Source organism: Azoarcus sp. DN11 (genome assembly GCF_003628555.1).
In the GTDB taxonomy this organism is placed as follows: Bacteria; Pseudomonadota; Gammaproteobacteria; order Burkholderiales; family Rhodocyclaceae; genus Aromatoleum.
In genome coordinates this window covers 2,453,017-2,473,315 of record NZ_CP021731.1, presented here as the reverse complement: position 1 = coordinate 2,473,315, position 20,299 = coordinate 2,453,017, and the positions used below count along the sequence as shown (strand labels likewise).

Genomic DNA, 20,299 nt, shown 5'->3' with positions numbered 1-20,299 from the left:
ACGGCCGGAAGCGCGATCAGGCGCTGCCGCGGCCGTCCCGAGGAGCAGACGGTCGGTCGTCGAGCCGCGCGCCGTGATTGCGCCCCGCCACGACGACCAGTCGCAGCGCCGGATCGACAACGCCCGCCGCGCGCGCGGCAGCGACGGCCTCGGCGCAGCGTTCCGCCGAAGGCAGGATCGCGAAGCCGGTCGGCCCCCACGAGCTCTGCCCGATGCCGGCGCAATAGCGCGGGCGGATCCACTCGAGCACGCGTTCAACGGCCGGGCTGGTGTACATCGAGCCCCCCTGCGCCGGCGCGAAGTAGTCGCCGATGATCCGCTGCAGCGTCGACACGCCCTCGGCGAACGGCTCGAAGTCCGCCTCCATCGCGCCGGGCAGCACACGCATCACGACCTGGTGGCAGAGCTCGGCCGCCAGCTCGCGCGGAAACGGCGCAAGGCGGTCCATCGCGACGCGCTCGGCGGAGCCGTGCAAGCCGTCGCAACGTTCGTCGAGCACCAGCAGCACCCGCCAGGCTTGCGGAAATGCGACGCGGGCGAGCAGCGGCGGCGTCGCGCCTGCGGCCCCGGGCCCGCCGTCGAGCAGCAGCCCTCCCCGGTCGAAGCCGGCGATGCCGACGCCGGATCGACCGCCCCGCGCCAGCAAGGCGGCGATGCGCCGGGTGTCGAGTTCGAGCCCGTGACAAGCGCCGAACGCGCGGCCCAGCGCGAGCGCGAGCTGCGTCCCGGAGCCGAAGCCGGCGTGTGCGGGCGGGCCGCCATGCAGCACCACGCGCACGGGCGCGTCCTCACTGGTCTCGCACCGCAGCGTCGCCAGATGCCGCGCGATGCGTTCGCGGACGTCGTCGGCGCAACCGGCCGGCACCACGATGGCGTCGCGCGCTGCAGCCGACACGCTCACGCGCGTGCTCATGCCGTCGATGACAAGGCCGAGGCTCGCGAAGCGGCGTCCGAGTGAAGCGTTCGGGTCGAGAAATCCCAGGTGCAGCCGCGCCGGCGCATCCACCAGGGCTACGGCGGGCGCGGCGGAGATCGACGATGCGCAGGAGGCAAGGGTCATCGGTATTCCCTGTGTCGCGGTGGACTCCCTGCCGGAAGGCAAGGTCTACGCGATCCACAGCAAACTCCGGGCCACAGCCCCGCCGCCCCCGAATCGGGGGCTGCACGCCCCCGCGGTGTTGCCGACGGGACAGTTTGTCACGCGGCTGACACCGGCTCTGCGCCTACATGCGGCGACCCCGCGCTTCTGCCAACACGGCCGCGAGTCTCTCCCAAGCGGCCTCCGAGTCGGGAAGCCCAAACCGGACCAGCGCATTGTCCTTGAAGTACCGCGTCAGGATCCCGGCTCTGGCAAAAAATTCGTGGACTTCATCCGCGCGCGGCGGAGAAACCGTTGCGAACAGCGGCGTTGCGCCCACCACGCCCATCGGTTCGAGCATCTGCACCAGGCGCTGCCCGGCTTCGCGCAGCTGCCGGCGCATCTCGCCTTGCCATGAACGATCGGACAACGCCAGCCGCGCGACCTCACGCGAAGGGCCCGCAATCGTCCACGGCCCGAGCCGGAATGCCAGGCGGGCGCGCAAGTCCGCCGACGCGAACAGGAACCCGACCCGCGCGCCGGCCAGACCGAAGAACTTGCCCAGCGAGCGCAGGACGATCAGGTTCGGCGCCGCCTCCGAACCGGCGACGGCGGCCAGACTTTCCTTTCGATTCACGTCGATGAAGGCTTCATCGACGACAAGGACGCCGCCGCGCGCCCCGAGCGACGCGGCCGCCTCCAGCAGTTCGGCGCCGCCGTAGCGTTGGCCCGTGGGATTGTTGGGATTGCAGAGCACGATATGCGGCGTTCCGGCAGCCAGTGCGCCGCGCAGGTCGCCGGCAGGGTGCAGGCGAACCGCGTGCCCCTGTGCCCTCCATGCATGAGGGTGTTCATTGTAGAGCGGAGACAGGCAGGTCACCGAACCGTGCGGAAAAAGCTGCGGAAGTGCCTGTATCGCCGCCTGCGAACCGGCCACGGCGAGCCCGTTCGGGCTCTCATAATACGCAGCGGCGGCGGCCTCGAGGCCGTCGTCCTCTTCCGGCAAGCGTGCCCACGAGCGGGCGGAAAGCGGCGGCACCGGCCAGCCGTAAGGGCTCACCCCGGTCGACAGGTCGAGCCAGTCGGACAGGGGAACGCCGTAATGGGCTGCGGCCGCCCGCAGCCTGCCCCCGTGCTCGGGAGCCTTGGTGTCCGGGTCGTTCGCCATGTCCTCGCCTTCCCTGCTCATGACGCGGCGGAACAGCGCATCGCCGCGAGCCGACGGCTCAGCTGCGCCAGGCGGGCATGGATGCACGGATCGCTGACCTTCAACACAAGATCCGCACAACGGTGAAGGTCCTCGTCATCGGGTGCGACCCCGCATCGGATGGCAGTTTCCAGCCGCTTCAACGACAACCGCCGGTGCCCGAGATCGAGACTGTGCCTCAGCAGGGCCACCGCGGCCGCCTTGCGTTGCGCCACGTCCTGCGCGCCGGCGAAGGCCTCTTTCAGCTTCTTTGCGGCATCCCTGGTCACCGTGTTCTCCTGGAGGTCATGCTGCCGGGAATAAAAGGGAAAGACGCCGCACGCGAGGGAAAGCGGGGTAGAGAGGGAGAGTGACCTTCGCGTGCTTCCCGGCATCTTTCCATAAGCGGAATTCGTCGTCGTCGGGGTCGTGGAATCAGGCTGCCTGCTGCAGCGGGAACGGCGCCTGTGCGACGTATTCGTCGTACTGGCGTTCGATCATCACGCCGACGCGGCCCACCCCTTCGAGCACCTGCGGCTTGTGCACCGACAGGCTGATCCAGCTCGGACGGAACTCCTCGAAGATCACCCCCGCCAGCGAATCGGCCAGGTGTTCGAGCAATGCGAAGCGGCGCTCGGCCAGGTACCCGCGCAGGCGCGCGACCAGCTCCGCGTAGTTGATCGTGTCCTCGATGCGGTCGCTGCGCGCCGCCCGCCCGCCGATGCCCAGGCGCAAGGTGATCGACACGGGCTGCGAACCGACCAGCTCGTGCGGATAGATGCCGACCTGCGCGTCTGCGTGAATATCGTCGATGAAGATCTGGTTCATGTCGGTTCCCGGTGGGTGTTACGAAAACCGACGATAAATCAGCGATGGGACCTTAACTTGTCGGAATACGACAGGTGCGATCAATCGCGCGACGTGACCCGACCCGGAAATGTAAATCGCCGGGGCACAACTCATCACAAGTTTGCACGGGCAGCCTTAATCGCGTTTACACGCGACTGCCAGCCTCCGAAACAGGCCCCGCACGGGGCCCGGCCCGACCCGTCAGAATGCCGGCACCACCGCGCCCTGGTACTTCTCGGCAATGAACTTCTTGACTTCGGGTGACGTGAGCGCCGCGGCCAGCTTCTTCATCGCCGGGCTGTTGGCGTTGTCTTCACGCGCGACCAGCAGGTTGGCGTAGGGCGAGCTGGCGTCCTCGATGAACAGCGAATCCTTCACCGGGTTCAGCTTGGCCTGGATCGCGTAGTTGGTGTTGATCAGGGCGAGGTCGACCTGGTTCAGCACGCGCGGCAGTGTGGCCGCCTCGAGTTCGCGGAACTTCAGCTTCTTCGGATTGGCGACGATGTCTTTCGTGGTCGCGATGATGTTGTTCGGATCCTTGAGCGTGATCACGCCCTGCTTCGCCAGCAGCAGCAGTGCGCGGCCCGAGTTGGACGGGTCGTTCGGCAGCGCCACGGTGCCGCCTTCGGGCAGTTCGGCGAGCGACTTGTGCTTGAGCGAATAGCCGGCAAACGGTTCGACATGGACCTTCGTCACGATGGTCTGGATGTCGTTCTTCTGCTTCTTCTTGAACTCGTCCAGATAGGGCTTGTGCAGGAAGAAGTTGCCGTCCACCCGCTTCTCGTTCGTCTGCATCGAAGGCTGCACGTAGTCGGTGAAGACCTTGACTTCCAGATCCACGCCCTCCTTCGCCAGCATCGGCTTGACGAACTCGAGCAGTTCGGCGTGGGGCACGGGAGTGGCTGCGATCACCAGCTTGTCGGCCGCGTGGGGCGTTGCGGCGAAAGCGAGGGTGCCGATGGCGGCGCACAGCAGTTTGCGGATGGTCAGGGTCATGGAAGGCTCCTCGTAGGAAAGGTCAATGTCGCAAAGATCATTTGCGGCTGAAACGCAGCACGAGCCGGTCGCCCGCGAGCTGGATGAATTGCACCAGCAGCACCAGCAGCGCGACGGTGATCACCATCACTTCTGTCTGGAAACGCTGGTAGCCAAAACGGATGGCGAGGTCGCCCAGGCCGCCGCCGCCGATCACGCCCGACATTGCCGCGTACGACATCAGCGTGATCGCGGTGACGGTGGTGGCGGCGATCAACCCGGGCATCGCCTCGGGCAGCAGCGCGCCGAAGATGATGCGGTGCGTCGGGATGCCCATCGCCCGGCAGGCCTCGATCACGCCGCGATCGATCCCGCGCAGCACGTTCTCGACCAGTCGGGCGAACAGCGGCGAGGTCCCCACCACCAGCGGCGGGATCGCGCCTTCGACGCCGAGCGATGTGCCGATGAGCAGCACCGTGACCGGAATCATCACGATCAGCAGTATCAGGAAAGGCACCGAGCGCAGCACATTCACGACGAAGGACAGCACGCGGTACAGCCCGCGCTGCTCCAGCAGCTGGCCGTTGGCCGTCACGAACAGCAGGATCCCGAGCGGCAGGCCGAGCAGGATGGTGAACAGCAGCGACACGCCGGTCATCACCAGCGTTTCCCAGGTCGCGAACGCGATGTCGCCCCATTCGATCATCGACAGGTCGATCATTGCAGCACCTCGTGGTGGATCTCGAAGCGGTTCAGTTCTGCGAACACCTTGCCGATGTCGTCCTCGCTGCCCTCGAACTCCAGCAGCAACTGGCCGAACGGCAGGTCCTTGATGCTCGAAACCTCGCCCTGGAGGATCGTGAAGCGCGCCGGCGTGGCCGCCGCGATGTGGCTTAGGATGGGCCGATAGGTGACGTCGCCGAGATAGGTCAGGCGTACCAGCGTGCCGCGCAGCTTGTCCTTCGCGAAGGCACGCCCGGGGTCCAGCATCGCCGCGGTCAGCGGGTCGCTCTGCGCCACCATGCCGCGCGTGACCGCGTGCTGCGGATGCAGGAACACGTCCACCACCTTGCCGCTCTCGACGATGTGGCCGCCATCGATCACCGCGACACGGTCGCACAGCGTGCGGATGACCTGCATCTCGTGCGTGATGAGCACGATGGTGAGCCCGAACTGGCGGTTGATGTCGAGCAGCAGACGCAGGATCGACTGCGTGGTCTCGGGATCGAGCGCAGAGGTGGCCTCGTCGCACAGCAGCAGTTGCGGCCGGTTGGCGAGCGCACGCGCAATGCCCACGCGTTGCTTCTGCCCGCCCGAAAGCTGCGCGGGATACTTGTTCGCATGCTCCGTGAGGCCGACCAGTGCCAGCAGCTCGGCCACGCGCTCGGCGCGCTGCGCGGCATCGAGACTGCCGGTACATTTCAGCGGCCAGTCGATGTTGCCGGCCACGGTCTTCGCGTTGAGCAGGTTGAAGTGCTGGAAGATCATGCCGATGCGCTGGCGCAGGGCATGCAGGCGGCGGCTGTCGAAGCGGGTGATGTCCTCGCCGTCGATCAGCACGCGGCCTGCGCTTGGACGTTCGAGCAGGTTGAGGCTGCGCAGCAGCGTGCTCTTGCCGGCACCGGAACGGCCGATGATGCCGAACACTTCGCCCTTGCCGATTTCGAGGCTGACGTCGGTCAGCGCACTGACTTCGCGTCCGTCGACGCGATAGGTCTTGTTGAGTTGTTCGATTCTGATCACGTGAAACCGCCACGGCAGCGCCGGGCGCAAAGACCGGCAGTGTACCAATCCAGCCGCGGCGGCACCACCGGGCCTGGGGCAGCGGGCCGCCACGCCATGCGGCCGACCGAAATTACTGCACTACGAAACCGGAGGAGTCAGAAATCTGTCGTGCAGGTTCTTCAGGGCTCCGTCCGTGCCCGACCCTGAGCGGATGTACGTCTCTTCAGCTGCCCGACGACGGCTTACGGAGCGCTGCGGCCACTCAGCACGACGTCCCACGGGCAGTCCATCGGCCGGAACGGTCGTTGATCTGATGGGCGATGTCGGGCGGCAATGTGTCGGTCAACTGCCATTCGCCCACTGATGGCGGTCAATGACCGCTTCTCCGGTCGATGAGCTCGAACTTTCGACCCAATGTAGCCACAGATGAGCTCCGTGAACGGCCATTTCAACCACCAACGATGTGTGTCGTGCCATCGGCCTAGGCCGGCCTTCGTGTATCCTCACACGAACGTACCCAGGTGTAATCCAATCACTCAGCTAACATGACACTTCGTCAGCCACTGAATCATGATTATCGCTAGGCCTGAAGATTCAGGCGAACTCTTCAAGCTTCCGTTCGAGGAACTCGGCGAAGTTTTTTTCAGCGGAGTGCTTCTGACAAAGCTGTCCGCCGTCGATCAGCCCGATCCGGTCACGCTGCAGCTTGGCCTGTCCGACCTGTTCTTAAGGACGGCTCTGGAAGGCCTTACGCCGCAGTCCTCGGTCAGTGTCCATAGCAACAGTCGACCCGCAAGAGATATTGCTACATTCTTGTCCGTGATGTTTGGTGGCTTGATTGACGATGCTGTGTCCCATGTCGAGGCACGAGAGGCTCAGACGCTGGGTGCATTCTTTGGGTCCAAGTTGACTACAGTTCTGGGCTACCTGCGCGATGGAGATTCTTGCGGTCTACAACCGGCTATCGAGTCGTTCGAGCAGGAGGCAGAAGACGAGTTTGGTGTCCCGGTCTTCAGCGTTCAGGTATACAGGCAGAAGTTCCTCGACGCGTTCAAGGCCAATGTCGTTAGCTGCGTCAGCTTCCAAGAAAAAACACACGAACAAATGAGTTCAGTTGCCGACCTGTCTCAGCCTGCTGTGGCCGCCGACAAACAGCTCGGATTCTTGCGCGAATACTTGGATCACCGAAGCAGTGCCACTGGTGAGACAACGTTCAGTTTCCTGCTGAGCAACGTGAACTTCCGCCACGTCATACAACCTGTCGAGGGTGCGGGCGGCCAAGCCATCATGGCTACGCCGCTGTCGAGCAACACAGGCCTCAAAGCTATCCTGCCTTTTATGTTGGCCGTGAAGGGCGAGCTTGATATTGATCAGGTCAAGATAAAAAGCCCCGTCCAGCAGATAGACGCGATCGAGATTCAGTTCTCTATTCATCGCCCTGCGGTCAGAAACGTGCTCGGTGCGACCTACTGTGCGCTGACGCCTGAAAAGCGCCAGCTCATGTCCGAGGCTGAGATCAAGGTCTACGAGGGCATCGTGCGCCAGTTGCAGGCAAACCTTTGCTTTGTCGGCAAGCCCAAGCTGGAACAAGAATTCGCCCAATTCGCGAGTTGGGCTGTCAAGCAGGTCGCTTACTGCCTCGAAGAGCCGAGCTTTCTGAAGACCCCCGCGCTCAACTGGCTCAAGTCACATGATGGCATCGGCTACCAGCGCATGGAGGACGATTTCTTCTTGCCATTTCTGTACGAGCGCCTTCGGGACAAGTTCGGTGCGATGGTGTCAAAAAAGCCGGAACGCTTCGGTGGAAATGTCGACATCCTGTTTGGGGAAGTGCCGGTTGAGCTAAAGGCGCGCAGAGGTCAGAAGACGGCTCTGGTGGACACGCTCATCGACGAGAAATATAAGCCCACGAGTCAAGCAGCTTCCTATGCAGCGCTGACGGGCCTCGGCTGTGTCCTCGTTCTGGACGTCCCGACGGAGTCTCCGTCTGTTACAAATCTGACGGCGTGCATCAAGGTCGTGACCCGTCGTTTTTCCGAGGCACAGCAACCGACGTCGGTCGTCGTCTTCATTTTTCAATGTGACACCCCACGCCCAAGCGATGCAGCTTAATGGGAGGAACTCTCCTTAATAATACCTCGCAGCAGTGTCGGCGAACTCACACTCGCGAAAATCATAGCCGTGGCCAGTGACTCCATCGCCGTCATCTTTGCTACTTCGGCACATGAAACATCAGCACGGTCAGGATCAATTCCCGGCCTTTTATCGCCGTTGCCGTGAAGGACGTAACGGAGTCCGCTTTCAGTTCACTGCGCGCTTGAAGTTGCAGCGGCCCTTAGTGCTCACTTGTTACGGCATCCCTAACGAATAGCGTTTATCCGCCGCAGCGGAAGCGTTTGAGAACGAATTCATATGAAGCGCTTCTTCGACGATTTCATACCATTAGATCGGACCTTCCATGAACTCGCCCTTGAAGTGGGGACGGATGACGATGTGGATCTGACACGATTAAGTGGGAGACGTGAAACGCTTCGCTGGCCAAACTTGCTGAGCGACCAACGGATTATCCTGCTGTCCGAGGCAGGTTCGGGCAAGACAGAGGAGGTCCGGAATGTCGCGCGAACACTACGACAAGACGGTAAGCCAGCCTTTTTCGTGCGAATCGAACACGTTAGCCATTGCCGTCGCTGAGCGCAGAGGACTGCTGTCGTTCAACGGCAGCCCTCTGCGGACGGCAAAATGCGCAGCATTTTGACGGCACGTTGCAAGCATTTGTTGAGGATCATCTGGATTCCTTCTCCGCCGGCCACTGCTCGCGGAATGCGTTCAGCTCTTGAACTAAGCTGTCGATTTCGACTGCATCGTCAGACTCAAAGAATCGATGAGTTCTTCCCGACGCCCCGAGCAATACAGTATTTGCAAGATCGATCAAGTGGGTTTCATTTTGCGCGCCAATCTCCTCGAAGACGATCAACTTGACATCCCCGTCTTCACACTTTCTAAGATGACGCGCCTCCAAAGCCGCAATGTCGTTGTGAGCATAACCGCAGAGGTAGGCGTAGGCGGAAAGATATTCTTGATTTCCGACCGCAATCTCAAAACGCTGACCTATCTGTAGCGGTTCATGTCCGGCCTTCTTCAATGCCGCCAACTCCTTCTTCTTTTCTTTCAAAAAGGATCGAATTGCTTCAATGCTGCCCGTGGCCGTTATAAACCCAGGAGCCGCTGAATCATGAGCTTGTTGCATGACGCCGATGAGTTTCGCCAAGTAACCAGCGTAAAGTGACTCAAAGTACTCTGGATTCTTTAATGCGTTCGCAAGATCAATGCTTGCCTCGTACATGGAGCGAATAAGGTGCGGAAGCCCGATGAACTCACCCCGCTGGATCAGGATAACCAGCGAGGGGCAAAGCTCTATGACTGAGCAATACAAGCATAGCGATAATAAATGTTGGCGATTCTCGCTATTGAAACGGATTGAAGCTGCCAGCCGTATGCAGGATTGAGTGTGGCGCTCGAACATTCTTTCCGCTTCCGCTCGAACTGCTTCCCATGTGGCCATCATGTCCCCCGCGAATGTTAAGCATCGCTCGCCTATGGTTGACGCTCAATCAATGAGGCGCCAGACCCCAGGTACTTCAACTTCTCGAAAAGAGAAAGAGCTGCGGATTGCGGTCCGCACCAGAACGGGTCTGGAACGAAATTGTGGTTGTAAGCGAGGTTATAAACGAAACGCGTGAACTCCTCGATATTCTCCCTCACATAGCGCCACGCCTCGACCCTTCCGGCTTCGTTCGCATCCCCACTTCCATACCGCGACGAGTAATGCTGCTCAGAATGCCCAGGAGGGTTGATGCCACAAGCCTTGAGCGCATTTAGCGCGTGCCTCGTCTTTTTTGCTTCCTCGTACACCGAATCATTCATCCACAGGTCCGTGCTCATGATGTGTACGAGCAAACGGATTGTCTCGTCATAGACTCTTAGCGCGTTGGGCGTAGCGGAAGCGGATACGCTATGGTGATGGTTGACGGCAGCTTCGAGAAGTTGAGCGGCGGTCTCAACCAGTTGTGTAGCCTCCTGCTCGTTGTGCGGCTGCACGCGAAAGCGATTCACAGCCCCGTAAATTCTCCCGAAGAATCTTTCGAACGCAGAAGCATCCATTACGAGCATCGACACCGAGTTGCATGTACGCGAAAGGTCTTCAAGGTCGGCGATCGGATTTTGCATTCTTCAATCCTCGTAGTTGGCTGGTCTCACAAATGATTCATAACGCGAAGCTCAGCGGCGGGGAAAATGGCGCTGGCCGTTTTTTTACGTTCGATGAAGCGACGTATTATGAGCGCCCCAACAAAAGCTTGTTGTATTTTTCGGGAAGAAGAGCATATTCACCCCACCCTAGCTTCTCTATAGCCAACCCGATTCCGCTCCCGGTAATCGTGCCATACATAATGAGAATTCTGTCTTTTGTATCGTCGCGGATACCCTTCTCCTGCGCTTCCGCGTCAACTTCTTTAAAACAAAAATCTTTCACGGCGGGGTTGCATACCAGCCAAGTCATGCGAATATTTCGTGAAGTTCGGCCTGCATTTCCCGAACTCTTGATGATCCCGAAATAGAGCCTCGGTACATCATCCTCGCCGGTCACCAGCCGAACGTCTTGCAGAAGATCAACAAGTCTGATGGCGTACCGATTCCCGGGAAAATGGTAGTACTTATAGAGGTTCTCATCGAACCCGCGACAAAGCCCCGTACGGTTGTGATCTTGCTCGGGAGCTTGAATGATTCGCCGCTATGCCTCGAAATGGGAACGTCCGCTAGCGGACCTTTGATATCCTCTATCGGTGTTTCACCGTATTCCCCTCCTGGCAGTACATTGACCTCCGGCCGCTCCTTAACGAATCCGTTAACGATGACAAGATTCTCGTCGTCTATTGCCCTCTGTGCCTCTTCGTACGAGTCGTACCGTTTCCCCTCCGGCTTTGTAGAGCGGAGATCGCAGTTCACGTGACTAAACTTCGAAAGGTGCGCGAAATACGCTTCTCGGCCGTTTGAAAAGCGGTCCTTGTCTTTCGGCACGCGATTAAGGTTCGTGTAGCAGCCTGGGCAAAAGATGGCTGCTTCCATATCGGGCGTGAACTCGCTTGGTGCGATCTTTGTTCCTCTTCGTTTTAGATAACTCGGGTCTCCGCCCTCGTATGCCCAGTCCTTCAGGTGGTACGCAAATTTTATTCGCCGATTAGGTTCACTGGCCATGCGTGAATCTCCCTGCTCGTAGCACATAATTTTGTTTTATGACTTCGGTTTTGCCGTATAACCTCGAAATGCCCGATAACACTTCTGCAAGTTACTGCATAAAATATGGAGCTACCCGCGATGCAAAATAGCACGACAAGAAAAGCAGCATCCAACGGAATGATGGGGTGATCCGATCTAAGTGGCACGTAGGCAGTGAGCATACCGCCTCGCCCGGACGGACGCTATCGGTATCGGGCGGTGACTGGAGCCTTCTGGCCGGGTAGCGCCAAAGCGGAGTTCAATTTCGCCGTGGTAAGCCAGTCATCCACGAGGGGGCGAGCGTGGAAGATTCCGAGCGGACCACGAACGGCCGGTTGTGGCTGACTGCACGAGTCCGAGAACGGCCTCTTGCGCAGATGCGAAACGCACAAATCCGGAGCCTTCACATGCGGCCGCTTTGGAGCAACCCGACGGACCGCTTTGGGGCGTCAGGGCGGGTCACTGGATGGAGAAACTACCGCTCGATGCAGTTTGGGAGCGAGCGGCAGGTAACCGTCGCATTGCGGCTGGATTGGGAGCGGTTGGCGAATGGCGGTTGAGGCCGAAAAGTTCGCATCGGCTGTCCGGCAGGTGTCAGAGCGGACCCGTCGCTTGAACGGCGGCTAGGCCGGACGGGCGACTGGGAGTAGTTGGCCGGAAGGGACCTCGCGAAGTCGCTGACCAAGGTCAACGGCCTCGATCACCGCGAGCCGGCCTGCCTTTTCGGCAGTGCCGGTGACGAGCACTTCGTAACTCTCTGCGGCGAAATGTTCCGCCAGGCAGGTGCGGGTCACAGGGTCGTCGTCGACCACCCGCACCTTCGCAACATCGGGCATTCCCCGGACTCCTCTCCGCGATATCCATCCTCGCGGGGCGGGAACGGCAGCGCCGCCGGCGACATTCGGGTCGGATGTCATGCCGGCGGCGCGATCCCTGCGTTGTTCCGCGCTCCCGTCAGTGGCCCTCCACCGCCACCTCGCGAACGATACGACGTTCGGTCGAACCGGCGGTTTCCGCCGGCGCGACGAACACGCCGAACTCCTCCGCGGCGTCAAGGATCCAGCTGTACAGGTAGTCCGCGAAGCTGCGGCGGATCACGAGTTCCCAGCGCTCTTCGTCGACGCGGCGGATGACGGCGGAGCTCTTCGCGAACACGCTGGAGACGCCCTTCCCGACCGGGAAGGCGCGCGGATGCACGTCATAGGGCGTGCACTTCATCAGCAGCTCGCGCACCTTGGGGCCGGTAAGCTCCAGCACCGTCTGACCGCCGGTGACGTTCATCACCGCGTAGTGGCCGGAGAGCTCGCGCCGCAACGCGGCCTCGGCCTCGAACTCGAGGCCGGCCGGCACGACGATGAGCCACTCGTCGGGTGACATCCACTGGATGCTGACGCCGCGCGACTCGTCGCGGGCGACGGGACCGAGCGCGAGCGGCAGTGCGAGGCCCAGCACGCGCTCGACGCCGGCGCGGAAGGATTCGTCCTGGGCGTTGCCGCGCAGCACGAGGTGGCCGAGGAAGGGCTTCTCGCGGACCACGACGCCGGCGTCACGGGGCGACGACGCGAGTGCGACATTCGCACGCGCCATCGCCAGCGGCGATTCCGACTTCACCGCGCCGCGCGGGTTCAGATCCATTTGTGCAATCTCAGACATTTTGACGTGCTCCATCGGCGTCGTAGAAGACCGGGCTCACGACCTCGGCCGCATGCACCCGGCCGTCGGCCATCGGCAGATAAACGGTTTGCCCCATGTGCTTGGCTCCGCCCTTGACGACCGCGAGCGCGAACGAGTGGCCCAGGTTCGGGCTGTAGTAGCTCGACGTGACGTGCCCGACCATCGGCATCGGAATCGTGATCTCCTTCTCCAGCACGATCTGCGCACCTTCGTCCAACACCAGCTTCGGGTCGAGCGGCTTCAGGCCGACCAGCTGCTTGCGGTCCTCGCGCTTGGTGTCCGGGCGCGTCAGCGCGCGGCGGCCGATCCACGAGAACGGCTTCTTGTAGCCGACGCACCACTGCATGCCGAGGTCCTCCGGCGTCATCGAGCCGTCGGTTTCCTGGCCGACGATGATGAAGCCCTTCTCGGCGCGCAGCACGTGCATGGTCTCGGTGCCGTAAGGCGTCAGGCCGTACTTCTCGCCCTTCTCGAAGAGCGCCTTCCACACGTGCATCGCGTGGTTGGCCTGCACGTTGATTTCGTACGACAGCTCGCCCGTGAAGGAGATGCGGTAGACGCGGGCCGGAACGCCGGCGACCGTGCCTTCGCGCATGTCCATGAACTTGAAGTTGTCGCGCGACAGATCGATGTCGTCGGTGAGCTCGGCCAGCAGCTTGCGCGCGTTCGGGCCGTTGATCGCCATCGCCGCCCAGTGGTCCGTCACGGAGTTGAAGTACACCTCCAGCTCGGGCCACTCGGTCTGGTGCCACAGCTCCATCCAGTCGAGCACCGCGGCGGCGCCGCCGGTCGTGGTGGTCATGTGGAAGTGGTTCTCGCCGATGCACGCGGTCACGCCGTCGTCCATCACCATGCCGTCGTCCTTGCACATGAGGCCGTAGCGCGCCTTGCCGATGTCGAGCTTGGTCCAGGCGTTGGTGTAGAGGCGGTTGAGGAACTCGCGCGCGTCCTTGCCCTGGATCTCGATCTTGCCCAGCGTCGAGGCGTCGAGGATGCCGACGCCTTCTCGCACGGCGCGGCATTCGCGCTGCACGGCCTCGTGCATGGTCTCGTTGCCGCGCGGGAAGTACCACGGACGCATCCACTGGCCGACTTCCTCGAACTTCGCGCCGTGCTCGACGTGCCACGCGTGCAGCGCGGTATAGCGGCGCGGGTCGAAGAACTCGCGGCAGTGACGGCCGGTGATCGCGCCGAAGGTGACCGGTGTGTAGTTCGGGCGGAACACGGTGGTGCCGGTCTGCGGGATCGTCTGCTTCAGGCAGCGCGCGGCGATCGCCATGCCGTTGATGTTGCCGAGCTTGCCCTGGTCGGTGCCGAAGCCCATGCCGGTGTAGCGCTTGACGTGCTCGATCGACTCGAAGCCCTCGCGGGTGGCGAGTTCGATGCCGGCGGCAGTGACGTCGTTCTGCGGATCGACGAACTGCTTCGGGGCGCGCATCGCGGGCTTCACATGCGGCACCTGGTACAGCGCCGCGGCCTTGCCTTCGCGCACTTTGGCGACCTTGGGCAGCGCGGGCGCTTCGACCTGGACGCCGGTGCGCTGCGCCGCTGCAACACCCGCGGCGGCGCCGTCGGCGAGCGCCTCGGCAATCGCGCCCTTGCCCTGCACACCACCCACCGGGGTCATGCCCGGCACCTTGCCGGGGACGAAGCCGAGGATGTCGTCGCGCCACTCGGGACGCGCGCCGGTGTGCGCGGCCAGATGCACGACCGGGCTGTAGCCGCCGGAGCTTGCGATGGTGTCGCAGGACAGCGTTTCGACGCGGCCGGCGACCTTGAAGCCGCCGATGTCGATGCGCGCGACCTGTGCGCCGCTGACGCGCTTCTTGCCGTTCGCTTCGATCACCGCCGAACCGGGGATGATGCGGATGTTGCGCGAACGCGCCTCGTTGACGAGGTCGCCGTCCGGATGCTCGCGCGCATCGACGATCGCGACCACTTCGCGGCCGGCGTCGTGCCAGTCGAGCGCGGCGCGGTAGGCGTGGTCGTTCGAGGTCGACAGCACGAGGCGGCGGCCCGGGACGACGGCGTAGCGGCGGATGTAGGTCGACACGGCGCCGGCCACCATGTTGCCCGGCACGTCGTTGTGCGAGAACACCAGCGGACGCTCGTGCGTGCCGGTCGCGAGGATCACCTCGCCGGCGCGTACGCGGTGCATCCGGGCGCGCACCTGGCGGCGGCCGTTGATGCTCGGCGCGAGGTCGGCGAGGTGCTCGGTGCGACGCTCGTGCAGCGTCACGAAGTTGTGGTCGTGGTAGCCGTTCGCGGTGGTGCGCGGCAGCAGCAGCACTTCGGGCATCGTCGCGAGCTCGGCGAGCACCGAGGCGACCCAGGCGGAAGCCGAGCGGCCGTCGACCAGTTCGCGCGAATCGAGGAGCGATCCGCCCATCTCTTCCTGCTCATCGCACAGGATCACGCGCGCACCACTGCGGCCGGCGGCCAGCGCCGCGGCCAAACCCGCGGGGCCGGCGCCGATCACGAGCACGTCACAGTGGCGGTTGATGTGGTCGTAGATATCCGGATCCTTCTCCTTCGGCGTGCGGCCGAGGCCAGCAGCCTTGCGGATGTACTTCTCGTACTTCGGCCACATCGAGGCGGGCGCCATGAAGGTCTTGTAGTAGAAGCCCGGGGGCATGAACTTGCCGCCGACGCTGCCGATCACGCCCATCAGGTCCTTGTCGACGTTCGGCCAGCCGTTGGTGCTCGCCGCGACGAGGCCGCCGTACAGCGCCTGCTGCGTGGCGCGCACGTTCGGCACCTGCGCGGCTTCGCTCGCACCGAGCTGCACGACCGCATTCGGCTCCTCGGCCCCGGCGGCGACGATGCCGCGCGGACGGGAGTATTTGAAGCTGCGGTTGACGACATCGACGGCGTTGGCGAGCAGCGCGGAAGCGAGCGTGTCGCCGGCGAAGCCCTGGTATTCGACGCCGTTGAAGGTGAAGCGCAGCGGGCGGCTGCGGTCGATGCGCCCGCCGGTGCCGAGTCGGTTCTGCTGGCTCATTTTGCCGCCCCCTTGCTGGAAGACTTGCCGGCCGAAGCATGCTGGGTGACCGAAGGCTTCTGGCCGACCTTGTAGGTTTCGTGGATCTGGTAGCTCACGGTGTCGCGCGTGAGGTTGAAGAACTTGCGGCAGCCGGCGGCGTGGTACCACAGCTCGTGGTGCAGGCCGCGCGGGTTCTTGCGGAAGAACAGGTAGTTGCCCCAGTCCTCGTCGCTGGTGGCTTCCGGCTCGACCGGGCGTGCGATGTGGGCTTCGCCCCTGGGGCGGAACTCTTCTTCCTCGCGGTATTCCGCGCAGTGCGGGCAGTAGATGTGAAGCATGTTGTCTGCTCCTGTCAGTGCGCGACGCCCGCGGCGCCGTGCTCGTCGATGAGTTTTCCGGAGATGAAGCGGTCGATGGAGAACGGCGCCGCAAGCGGATGCGCCTTGCCGGCCGCGAGCGTTGCTGCGAACACGTTCCCCGAACCGGGCGTCGCCTTGAAGCCGCCGGTACCCCAGCCGCAGTTGAAGAACAGGCCGCCCACCGGCGTCTCCGAGATGATCGGGCAGGCGTCCGGGCAGGTATCGACGATGCCGCCCCACTGGCGGTTCATGCGCACGCGGGAGAAGATCGGGAACATCTCGACGATGGCCTGCAGCGTGTGCTCGATCGTCGAGTAGCTGCCGCGCTGGCCGTAGCCGTTGTAGCCGTCGATGCCGGCGCCGATCACGAGGTCGCCCTTGTCCGACTGGCTCACGTAGCCGTGCACCTTGTTCGACATCACGACGGTGTCGAGGATGGGCTTCATCGGCTCGGACACCAGCGCCTGCAGCGGGTGCGATTCGATCGGCAGCTTGAAGCCGGCCATGTTGGCGAGCACGCCGGAGTTGCCGGCGGTGACGACGCCCACGGTGTCGGCCGCGATGAAGCCACGGTTGGTCTCGACGCCGACGACCTTGTTGCCGTTCTTGCGGATGCCGGTGACTTCGGTCTGCTGCAGCATATCGACGCCGCGGGAATCCGCACCGCGGGCGAAGCCCCAGGCCACCGCGTCATGGCGCGCGACGCCGCCGCGCGGCTGCCAGGAGGCGCCCAGCACCGGGTAGCGCGTGTTGCGCGACAGATCCATGATCGGCACGATCTCCTGGATCTGGTTCACGTCCAGCACCTCGCCGTCGATGCCGTTCAGGCGGTTGGCGTTCACGCGGCGGTGGATGTCGCGCATGTCCTGCAGCGTGTGGCCCAGGTTCATGACGCCGCGCTGGGAGTACATCACGTTGTAGTTGAGGTCCTGCGACAGGCCTTCCCACAGCTTCATCGCGTGCTCGTAGAGCCACGCGGCCTCGTCCCACAGGTAGTTGGAGCGGACGATGGTGGTGTTGCGCGCAGTGTTGCCGCCGCCGAGCCAGCCCTTCTCGACCACGGCCACGTTGGTGATGCCGTGTTCCTTGGCGAGGTAATACGCGGTGGCGAGGCCATGACCGCCGCCGCCGACGATCACGACATCGTACTTCTTCTTGGGGGTCGGGTTGCGCCACGCACGCTGCCAGTTCTCGTGGTAACTGAGCGCGTGCTTGACGAGCCCGAAGCCGGAATAGTGCTGCATGACTCTATCTCCTTTGAGTACAGATTTCGCCGTTAAAATGCATTGAAGTTGACGTCATCGTTCAGCATTCGATGACATTCACGGCGAGCCCGCCGCGCGAGGTTTCCTTGTACTTGTCTTTCATGTCGCGTCCGGTGTCGCGCATGGTCTTGATCACCTTGTCGAGCGACACGTAGTGCTTGCCGTCGCCCCGCAGCGCCATGCGCGCGGCGTTGATCGCCTTGATCGAGCCCATCGCGTTGCGCTCGATGCACGGCACCTGCACGAGGCCGCCGACCGGATCGCAGGTGAGGCCGAGGTTGTGCTCCATGCCGATTTCGGCGGCGTTTTCGACCTGCTCCGGCGTGCCGCCCAGCACTTCGGCCAGCGCGCCGGCCGCCATCGAACACGCGACGCCAACCTCACCCTGGCAGCCGACTTCGGCGCCCGAGATCGACGCGTTCTCCTTGAACAGGATGCCGATCGCCGCCGCGGTCGCGAGGAAGCGCACGACGCCGTCCTCGGTCGCGCCGGGGATGAAGCGGTAGTAGTAGTGCAGCACCGCGGGGATGATCCCGGCTGCGCCGTTGGTCGGCGCCGTGACGATGCGACCGCCCGCGGCGTTTTCCTCGTTCACCGCCAGCGCGTAGAGGTTCACCCAGTCCATCGTCGTGAGCGGGTCGCGCAGCGACGCTTCCGGTGCGCCCGAGAGCTTGCGGAACATCGCTGCCGCGCGGCGCTTCACCTTCATGCCGCCGGGCAGCGTGCCTTCGATCTCGCAGCCGCGCCGCACGCAGGCCTGCATCACCTTCCAGATGTGCAGCAGGCCGTTGCGCGTCTCGGCCTCGCTGCGCCACGCCTTCTCGTTCTCCAGCATCAGCTGGCTGATCGACAGCTCGTTCACCGCGCACTGCGTCAGCAGCTGGTCCGCGCTGTGGAACGGGTACGGCAGCTCGGTCGCGTCCTCGACGATACGGTCCGCGCCGGCGGCCTCCTCATTGACGACGAAGCCGCCGCCGACCGAGTAGTACACGCGGCTCGCCAGCTCTGCATCGCCCTCGCCGAAGGCCGTGATGCGCATGCCGTTCGGGTGGTAGGGCAGCGTCTGCCGGCGCAGGAAAACGAGGTCGGTCTTTTCCTCGTAGGGCACTGCGTGCAGACCCATCAGGGACAGCCGCTTGCTCGCGCGGATCGCCGCGAGGCGGCTGTCGATCGTGTCGGGGTCGATGAGATCCGGCGCCTCGCCTTCCAGGCCCAGGAGCACGGCCTTGTCGCTGCCGTGCCCCTTGCCGGTGGCGCCGAGCGAGCCGTACAGCTCGGCGCGCACGCGGCGCACGCGCGGCAGCAGCCCCGCGTCCTTGAGCCCGGCGGCAAAGGTCAGAGCAGCACGCATGGGGCCCACGGTGTGGGAACTGGACGGGCCGATGCCGACCTTGAACATCTCGAATACGCTGATCGCCATGACGTGTCGCTCCGCCGGCCGCTCAGCGCGTGGCCGGATAGACCGGGAAACGCGCGCACAAGGCCGAGACTTTTTCGCGCACCGCGGCGATCACCGACTGGTCGTCGATGTGGTCGAGCACGTCGCAGATCCAGTTCGTGAGTTCCTTCGCCTCGGCCTCCTTCAGGCCACGCGTCGTGATCGCGGGTGTGCCGATGCGGATGCCGCTGGTGACGAAAGGCGACTGCGGGTCGTTCGGCACGGCGTTCTTGTTGACGGTGATGTGAGCTGCGCCCAGCGCCGCGTCGGCCTGCTTGCCGGTGAGGCCCTTGGTGACGAGATCGACGAGGAACAGGTGGTCGTCGGTGCCGCCCGAGACGATCTTGTAGCCGCGCTCCATGAACACGCCGGCCATCGCGCGGGCGTTCTTCAGCACCTGCTGCTGGTAGGCGCGGAACTCGGGCTGCAGCGCTTCCTTCAGCGCGACGGCCTTGGCGGCGATGACGTGCATCAGCGGGCCGCCCTGGATGCCGGGGAAGACGACGGCGTTGAGCTTCTTCTCGAGATCCACGTTGCGGCGCGCGAGGATCAGGCCGCCGCGCGGGCCGCGCAGGGTCTTGTGGGTGGTGGTGGTGACGACGTCGGCGAAGGGGATGGGGTTGGGGTACAGGCCGGCAGCGACCAGGCCGGCGACGTGGGCCATGTCCACGAAGAGGTAGGCGCCCACTTCGTCGGCGATCTCGCGGAAGCGCTTCCAGTCGACGACGCGCGAGTAGGCCGAGAAGCCGGCGACGATCATCTTCGGCTTGTGCTCCTTCGCCAGCGCGGCAACCTGGTCGTAGTCGATCTCGCCCGTCGTCTCGTTCAGGCCGTACTGCACGGCGTTGTAGATCTTGCCGGAGAAGTTGACCCTGGCGCCGTGGGTCAGGTGGCCGCCGTGTGCGAGGCTCATGCCCAGCACCGTGTCGTGCGGCTCCAGCAACGCCATGTAGACCGCCGCGTTGGCCTGCGAACCCGAGTGCGGCTGAACATTCGCGAAGTCGGCACCGAACAGCAGCTTGGCGCGATCGATGGCGAGCTGTTCGACCACATCGACATGCTCGCAGCCGCCGTAGTAACGCTTCGCCGGATAGCCTTCGGCGTACTTGTTCGTGAGCACGCTGCCCTGTGCCTCGAGCACGCGCGGGCTGGTGTAGTTCTCGGATGCGATCAGCTCGATGTGCGACTCCTGGCGCTCGAACTCGGCATCCATCGCCGCCTTCAGTTCGTCGTCGAAATCGGCGATGCGGTCGGTCATTGCAAACATTCGTAGTGTCTCCTCTGGTTTATTGGCTGTCGTGGAAGCCCTGTGCCGCAGCGGATTGGCGGCTTCTTGAGAGGAGATGTTAGGAATTCTGCCGGAGGACCTTTTGCCTGTATCCGTCACGCACTTGCTCAATTTGGACTGCGGCGTGCGACGGTTTGCGAAATTGCGACAGGCAGAAAAAAACGCCGCGGGTGGAGGCACCAGGCGGCGTCGGGAACGGCGAGGG

20 protein-coding genes are annotated in these 20,299 nt (G+C 63.4%); 2 read left to right on the top strand and 18 right to left on the bottom strand.

Translation table 11 applies throughout. The features are described from left to right. Positions 1-16: 16 nt before the first annotated feature. The 7 genes from CDA09_RS11300 to CDA09_RS11270 form a co-directional block, all read right to left on the bottom strand. Entirely contained in the window at positions 17-1,060 is a 1,044-nt protein-coding gene (locus CDA09_RS11300) for a beta-ribofuranosylaminobenzene 5'-phosphate synthase family protein (protein WP_121428717.1), read from the bottom strand. A 163-nt stretch (positions 1,061-1,223) separates the two neighbouring features. Next, on the bottom strand, positions 1,224-2,246 hold the full coding sequence (gene cobD / locus CDA09_RS11295) for a threonine-phosphate decarboxylase CobD (RefSeq protein WP_121428716.1): 1,023 nt from the start codon (positions 2,244-2,246) through the stop codon (positions 1,224-1,226). 17 nt (positions 2,247-2,263) lie between these two features. Then, positions 2,264-2,554, bottom strand: a complete 291-nt coding sequence (locus CDA09_RS11290; RefSeq protein ID WP_128106560.1) for a hypothetical protein — start codon at positions 2,552-2,554, stop codon at positions 2,264-2,266. Positions 2,555-2,699: 145 nt separating this feature from the next. Next, entirely contained in the window at positions 2,700-3,092 is a 393-nt protein-coding gene (locus CDA09_RS11285; protein WP_121428714.1) for a dihydroneopterin aldolase, read from the bottom strand. Between the two features lie 222 nt (positions 3,093-3,314). After that, on the bottom strand, positions 3,315-4,109 hold the full coding sequence (locus CDA09_RS11280; RefSeq protein ID WP_121428713.1) for a MetQ/NlpA family ABC transporter substrate-binding protein: 795 nt from the start codon (positions 4,107-4,109) through the stop codon (positions 3,315-3,317). Positions 4,110-4,146: 37 nt separating this feature from the next. Beyond that, positions 4,147-4,806 (bottom strand): methionine ABC transporter permease, encoded by a 660-nt coding sequence (locus CDA09_RS11275; RefSeq protein WP_217351330.1) that lies wholly within the window; start codon positions 4,804-4,806, stop codon positions 4,147-4,149. Further along, positions 4,806-5,831 (bottom strand): methionine ABC transporter ATP-binding protein, encoded by a 1,026-nt coding sequence (locus tag CDA09_RS11270; protein WP_121430829.1) that lies wholly within the window; start codon positions 5,829-5,831, stop codon positions 4,806-4,808. The genes CDA09_RS11275 and CDA09_RS11270 overlap by 1 nt, the downstream gene beginning before the upstream one ends. Before the next feature lie 552 nt (positions 5,832-6,383). Here CDA09_RS11270 and CDA09_RS11265 point away from each other — a divergent pair. Continuing rightward, complete coding sequence (locus CDA09_RS11265) at positions 6,384-7,925, top strand: hypothetical protein (RefSeq protein ID WP_121428711.1); 1,542 nt, start codon at positions 6,384-6,386, stop codon at positions 7,923-7,925. A gap of 499 nt (positions 7,926-8,424) precedes the next feature. Continuing rightward, positions 8,425-8,568, top strand: coding sequence for a hypothetical protein (locus CDA09_RS23355; RefSeq protein WP_164844408.1), 144 nt, complete (start codon positions 8,425-8,427; stop codon positions 8,566-8,568). 27 nt (positions 8,569-8,595) lie between these two features. Here the strand turns inward: CDA09_RS23355 and CDA09_RS11260 are convergent, their stop codons facing one another. The 11 genes from CDA09_RS11260 to glyA all read right to left on the bottom strand — a co-directional run bounded on the left by CDA09_RS11260 (position 8,596) and on the right by glyA (position 20,073). Then, entirely contained in the window at positions 8,596-9,336 is a 741-nt protein-coding gene (locus CDA09_RS11260) for a DUF5677 domain-containing protein (RefSeq protein ID WP_121428710.1), read from the bottom strand. 71 nt (positions 9,337-9,407) lie between these two features. Next, on the bottom strand, positions 9,408-10,040 hold the full coding sequence (locus CDA09_RS11255) for a hypothetical protein (protein ID WP_121428709.1): 633 nt from the start codon (positions 10,038-10,040) through the stop codon (positions 9,408-9,410). 106 nt (positions 10,041-10,146) lie between these two features. Continuing rightward, positions 10,147-10,371 carry a hypothetical protein gene (locus tag CDA09_RS23510; protein WP_217351311.1) on the bottom strand — a complete coding sequence of 75 codons (225 nt, stop codon included), beginning with the start codon at positions 10,369-10,371 and terminating at the stop codon, positions 10,147-10,149. An 83-nt stretch (positions 10,372-10,454) separates the two neighbouring features. Next, positions 10,455-11,066: a hypothetical protein gene (locus CDA09_RS11250; protein WP_217351310.1), complete on the bottom strand. Its 612-nt coding sequence runs from the start codon at positions 11,064-11,066 to the stop codon at positions 10,455-10,457. A 644-nt stretch (positions 11,067-11,710) separates the two neighbouring features. Beyond that, positions 11,711-11,923, bottom strand: coding sequence for a response regulator (locus tag CDA09_RS11245; protein WP_121428708.1), 213 nt, complete (start codon positions 11,921-11,923; stop codon positions 11,711-11,713). Positions 11,924-12,041: 118 nt separating this feature from the next. Continuing rightward, on the bottom strand, positions 12,042-12,722 hold the full coding sequence (locus CDA09_RS11240) for a sarcosine oxidase subunit gamma (RefSeq protein ID WP_121428707.1): 681 nt from the start codon (positions 12,720-12,722) through the stop codon (positions 12,042-12,044). Positions 12,723-12,732: 10 nt separating this feature from the next. After that, positions 12,733-15,762, bottom strand: a complete 3,030-nt coding sequence (locus CDA09_RS11235) for a sarcosine oxidase subunit alpha family protein (protein WP_121428706.1) — start codon at positions 15,760-15,762, stop codon at positions 12,733-12,735. Further along, positions 15,759-16,082, bottom strand: a complete 324-nt coding sequence (locus CDA09_RS11230) for a sarcosine oxidase subunit delta (protein ID WP_121428705.1) — start codon at positions 16,080-16,082, stop codon at positions 15,759-15,761. The genes CDA09_RS11235 and CDA09_RS11230 overlap by 4 nt, the downstream gene beginning before the upstream one ends. Before the next feature lie 14 nt (positions 16,083-16,096). After that, entirely contained in the window at positions 16,097-17,347 is a 1,251-nt protein-coding gene (locus CDA09_RS11225; protein WP_121428704.1) for a sarcosine oxidase subunit beta family protein, read from the bottom strand. Positions 17,348-17,408: 61 nt separating this feature from the next. Beyond that, positions 17,409-18,788 (bottom strand): L-serine ammonia-lyase, encoded by a 1,380-nt coding sequence (locus CDA09_RS11220; protein ID WP_121428703.1) that lies wholly within the window; start codon positions 18,786-18,788, stop codon positions 17,409-17,411. A 22-nt stretch (positions 18,789-18,810) separates the two neighbouring features. After that, entirely contained in the window at positions 18,811-20,073 is a 1,263-nt protein-coding gene (gene glyA, locus CDA09_RS11215) for a serine hydroxymethyltransferase (RefSeq protein WP_121428702.1), read from the bottom strand. Between the last annotated feature and the right edge of the window lie 226 nt (positions 20,074-20,299).

What these genes read in the sequence shown, in the direction of transcription:
- CDA09_RS11300 (WP_121428717.1), bottom strand. Translation starts at nt 1,060, where the DNA reads ATGACCCTTGCCTCCTGCGCATCGTCGATCTCCGCCGCGCCCGCCGTA.
- CDA09_RS11225 (WP_121428704.1), bottom strand. Translation starts at nt 17,347, where the DNA reads ATGCAGCACTATTCCGGCTTCGGGCTCGTCAAGCACGCGCTCAGTTAC.
- CDA09_RS11240 (WP_121428707.1), bottom strand. Translation starts at nt 12,722, where the DNA reads ATGGATCTGAACCCGCGCGGCGCGGTGAAGTCGGAATCGCCGCTGGCG.
- CDA09_RS11220 (WP_121428703.1), bottom strand. Translation starts at nt 18,788, where the DNA reads ATGGCGATCAGCGTATTCGAGATGTTCAAGGTCGGCATCGGCCCGTCC.
- glyA (WP_121428702.1), bottom strand. Translation starts at nt 20,073, where the DNA reads ATGTTTGCAATGACCGACCGCATCGCCGATTTCGACGACGAACTGAAG.
- CDA09_RS23355 (WP_164844408.1), top strand. Translation starts at nt 8,425, where the DNA reads ATGTCGCGCGAACACTACGACAAGACGGTAAGCCAGCCTTTTTCGTGC.
- CDA09_RS11255 (WP_121428709.1), bottom strand. Translation starts at nt 10,040, where the DNA reads ATGCAAAATCCGATCGCCGACCTTGAAGACCTTTCGCGTACATGCAAC.
- CDA09_RS11245 (WP_121428708.1), bottom strand. Translation starts at nt 11,923, where the DNA reads ATGCCCGATGTTGCGAAGGTGCGGGTGGTCGACGACGACCCTGTGACC.
- CDA09_RS11230 (WP_121428705.1), bottom strand. Translation starts at nt 16,082, where the DNA reads ATGCTTCACATCTACTGCCCGCACTGCGCGGAATACCGCGAGGAAGAA.
- CDA09_RS11260 (WP_121428710.1), bottom strand. Translation starts at nt 9,336, where the DNA reads ATGTTCGAGCGCCACACTCAATCCTGCATACGGCTGGCAGCTTCAATC.
- CDA09_RS11285 (WP_121428714.1), bottom strand. Translation starts at nt 3,092, where the DNA reads ATGAACCAGATCTTCATCGACGATATTCACGCAGACGCGCAGGTCGGC.
- cobD (WP_121428716.1), bottom strand. Translation starts at nt 2,246, where the DNA reads ATGGCGAACGACCCGGACACCAAGGCTCCCGAGCACGGGGGCAGGCTG.
- CDA09_RS11280 (WP_121428713.1), bottom strand. Translation starts at nt 4,109, where the DNA reads ATGACCCTGACCATCCGCAAACTGCTGTGCGCCGCCATCGGCACCCTC.
- CDA09_RS11235 (WP_121428706.1), bottom strand. Translation starts at nt 15,762, where the DNA reads ATGAGCCAGCAGAACCGACTCGGCACCGGCGGGCGCATCGACCGCAGC.
- CDA09_RS23510 (WP_217351311.1), bottom strand. Translation starts at nt 10,371, where the DNA reads ATGACTTGGCTGGTATGCAACCCCGCCGTGAAAGATTTTTGTTTTAAA.
- CDA09_RS11250 (WP_217351310.1), bottom strand. Translation starts at nt 11,066, where the DNA reads ATGGCCAGTGAACCTAATCGGCGAATAAAATTTGCGTACCACCTGAAG.
- CDA09_RS11265 (WP_121428711.1), top strand. Translation starts at nt 6,384, where the DNA reads ATGATTATCGCTAGGCCTGAAGATTCAGGCGAACTCTTCAAGCTTCCG.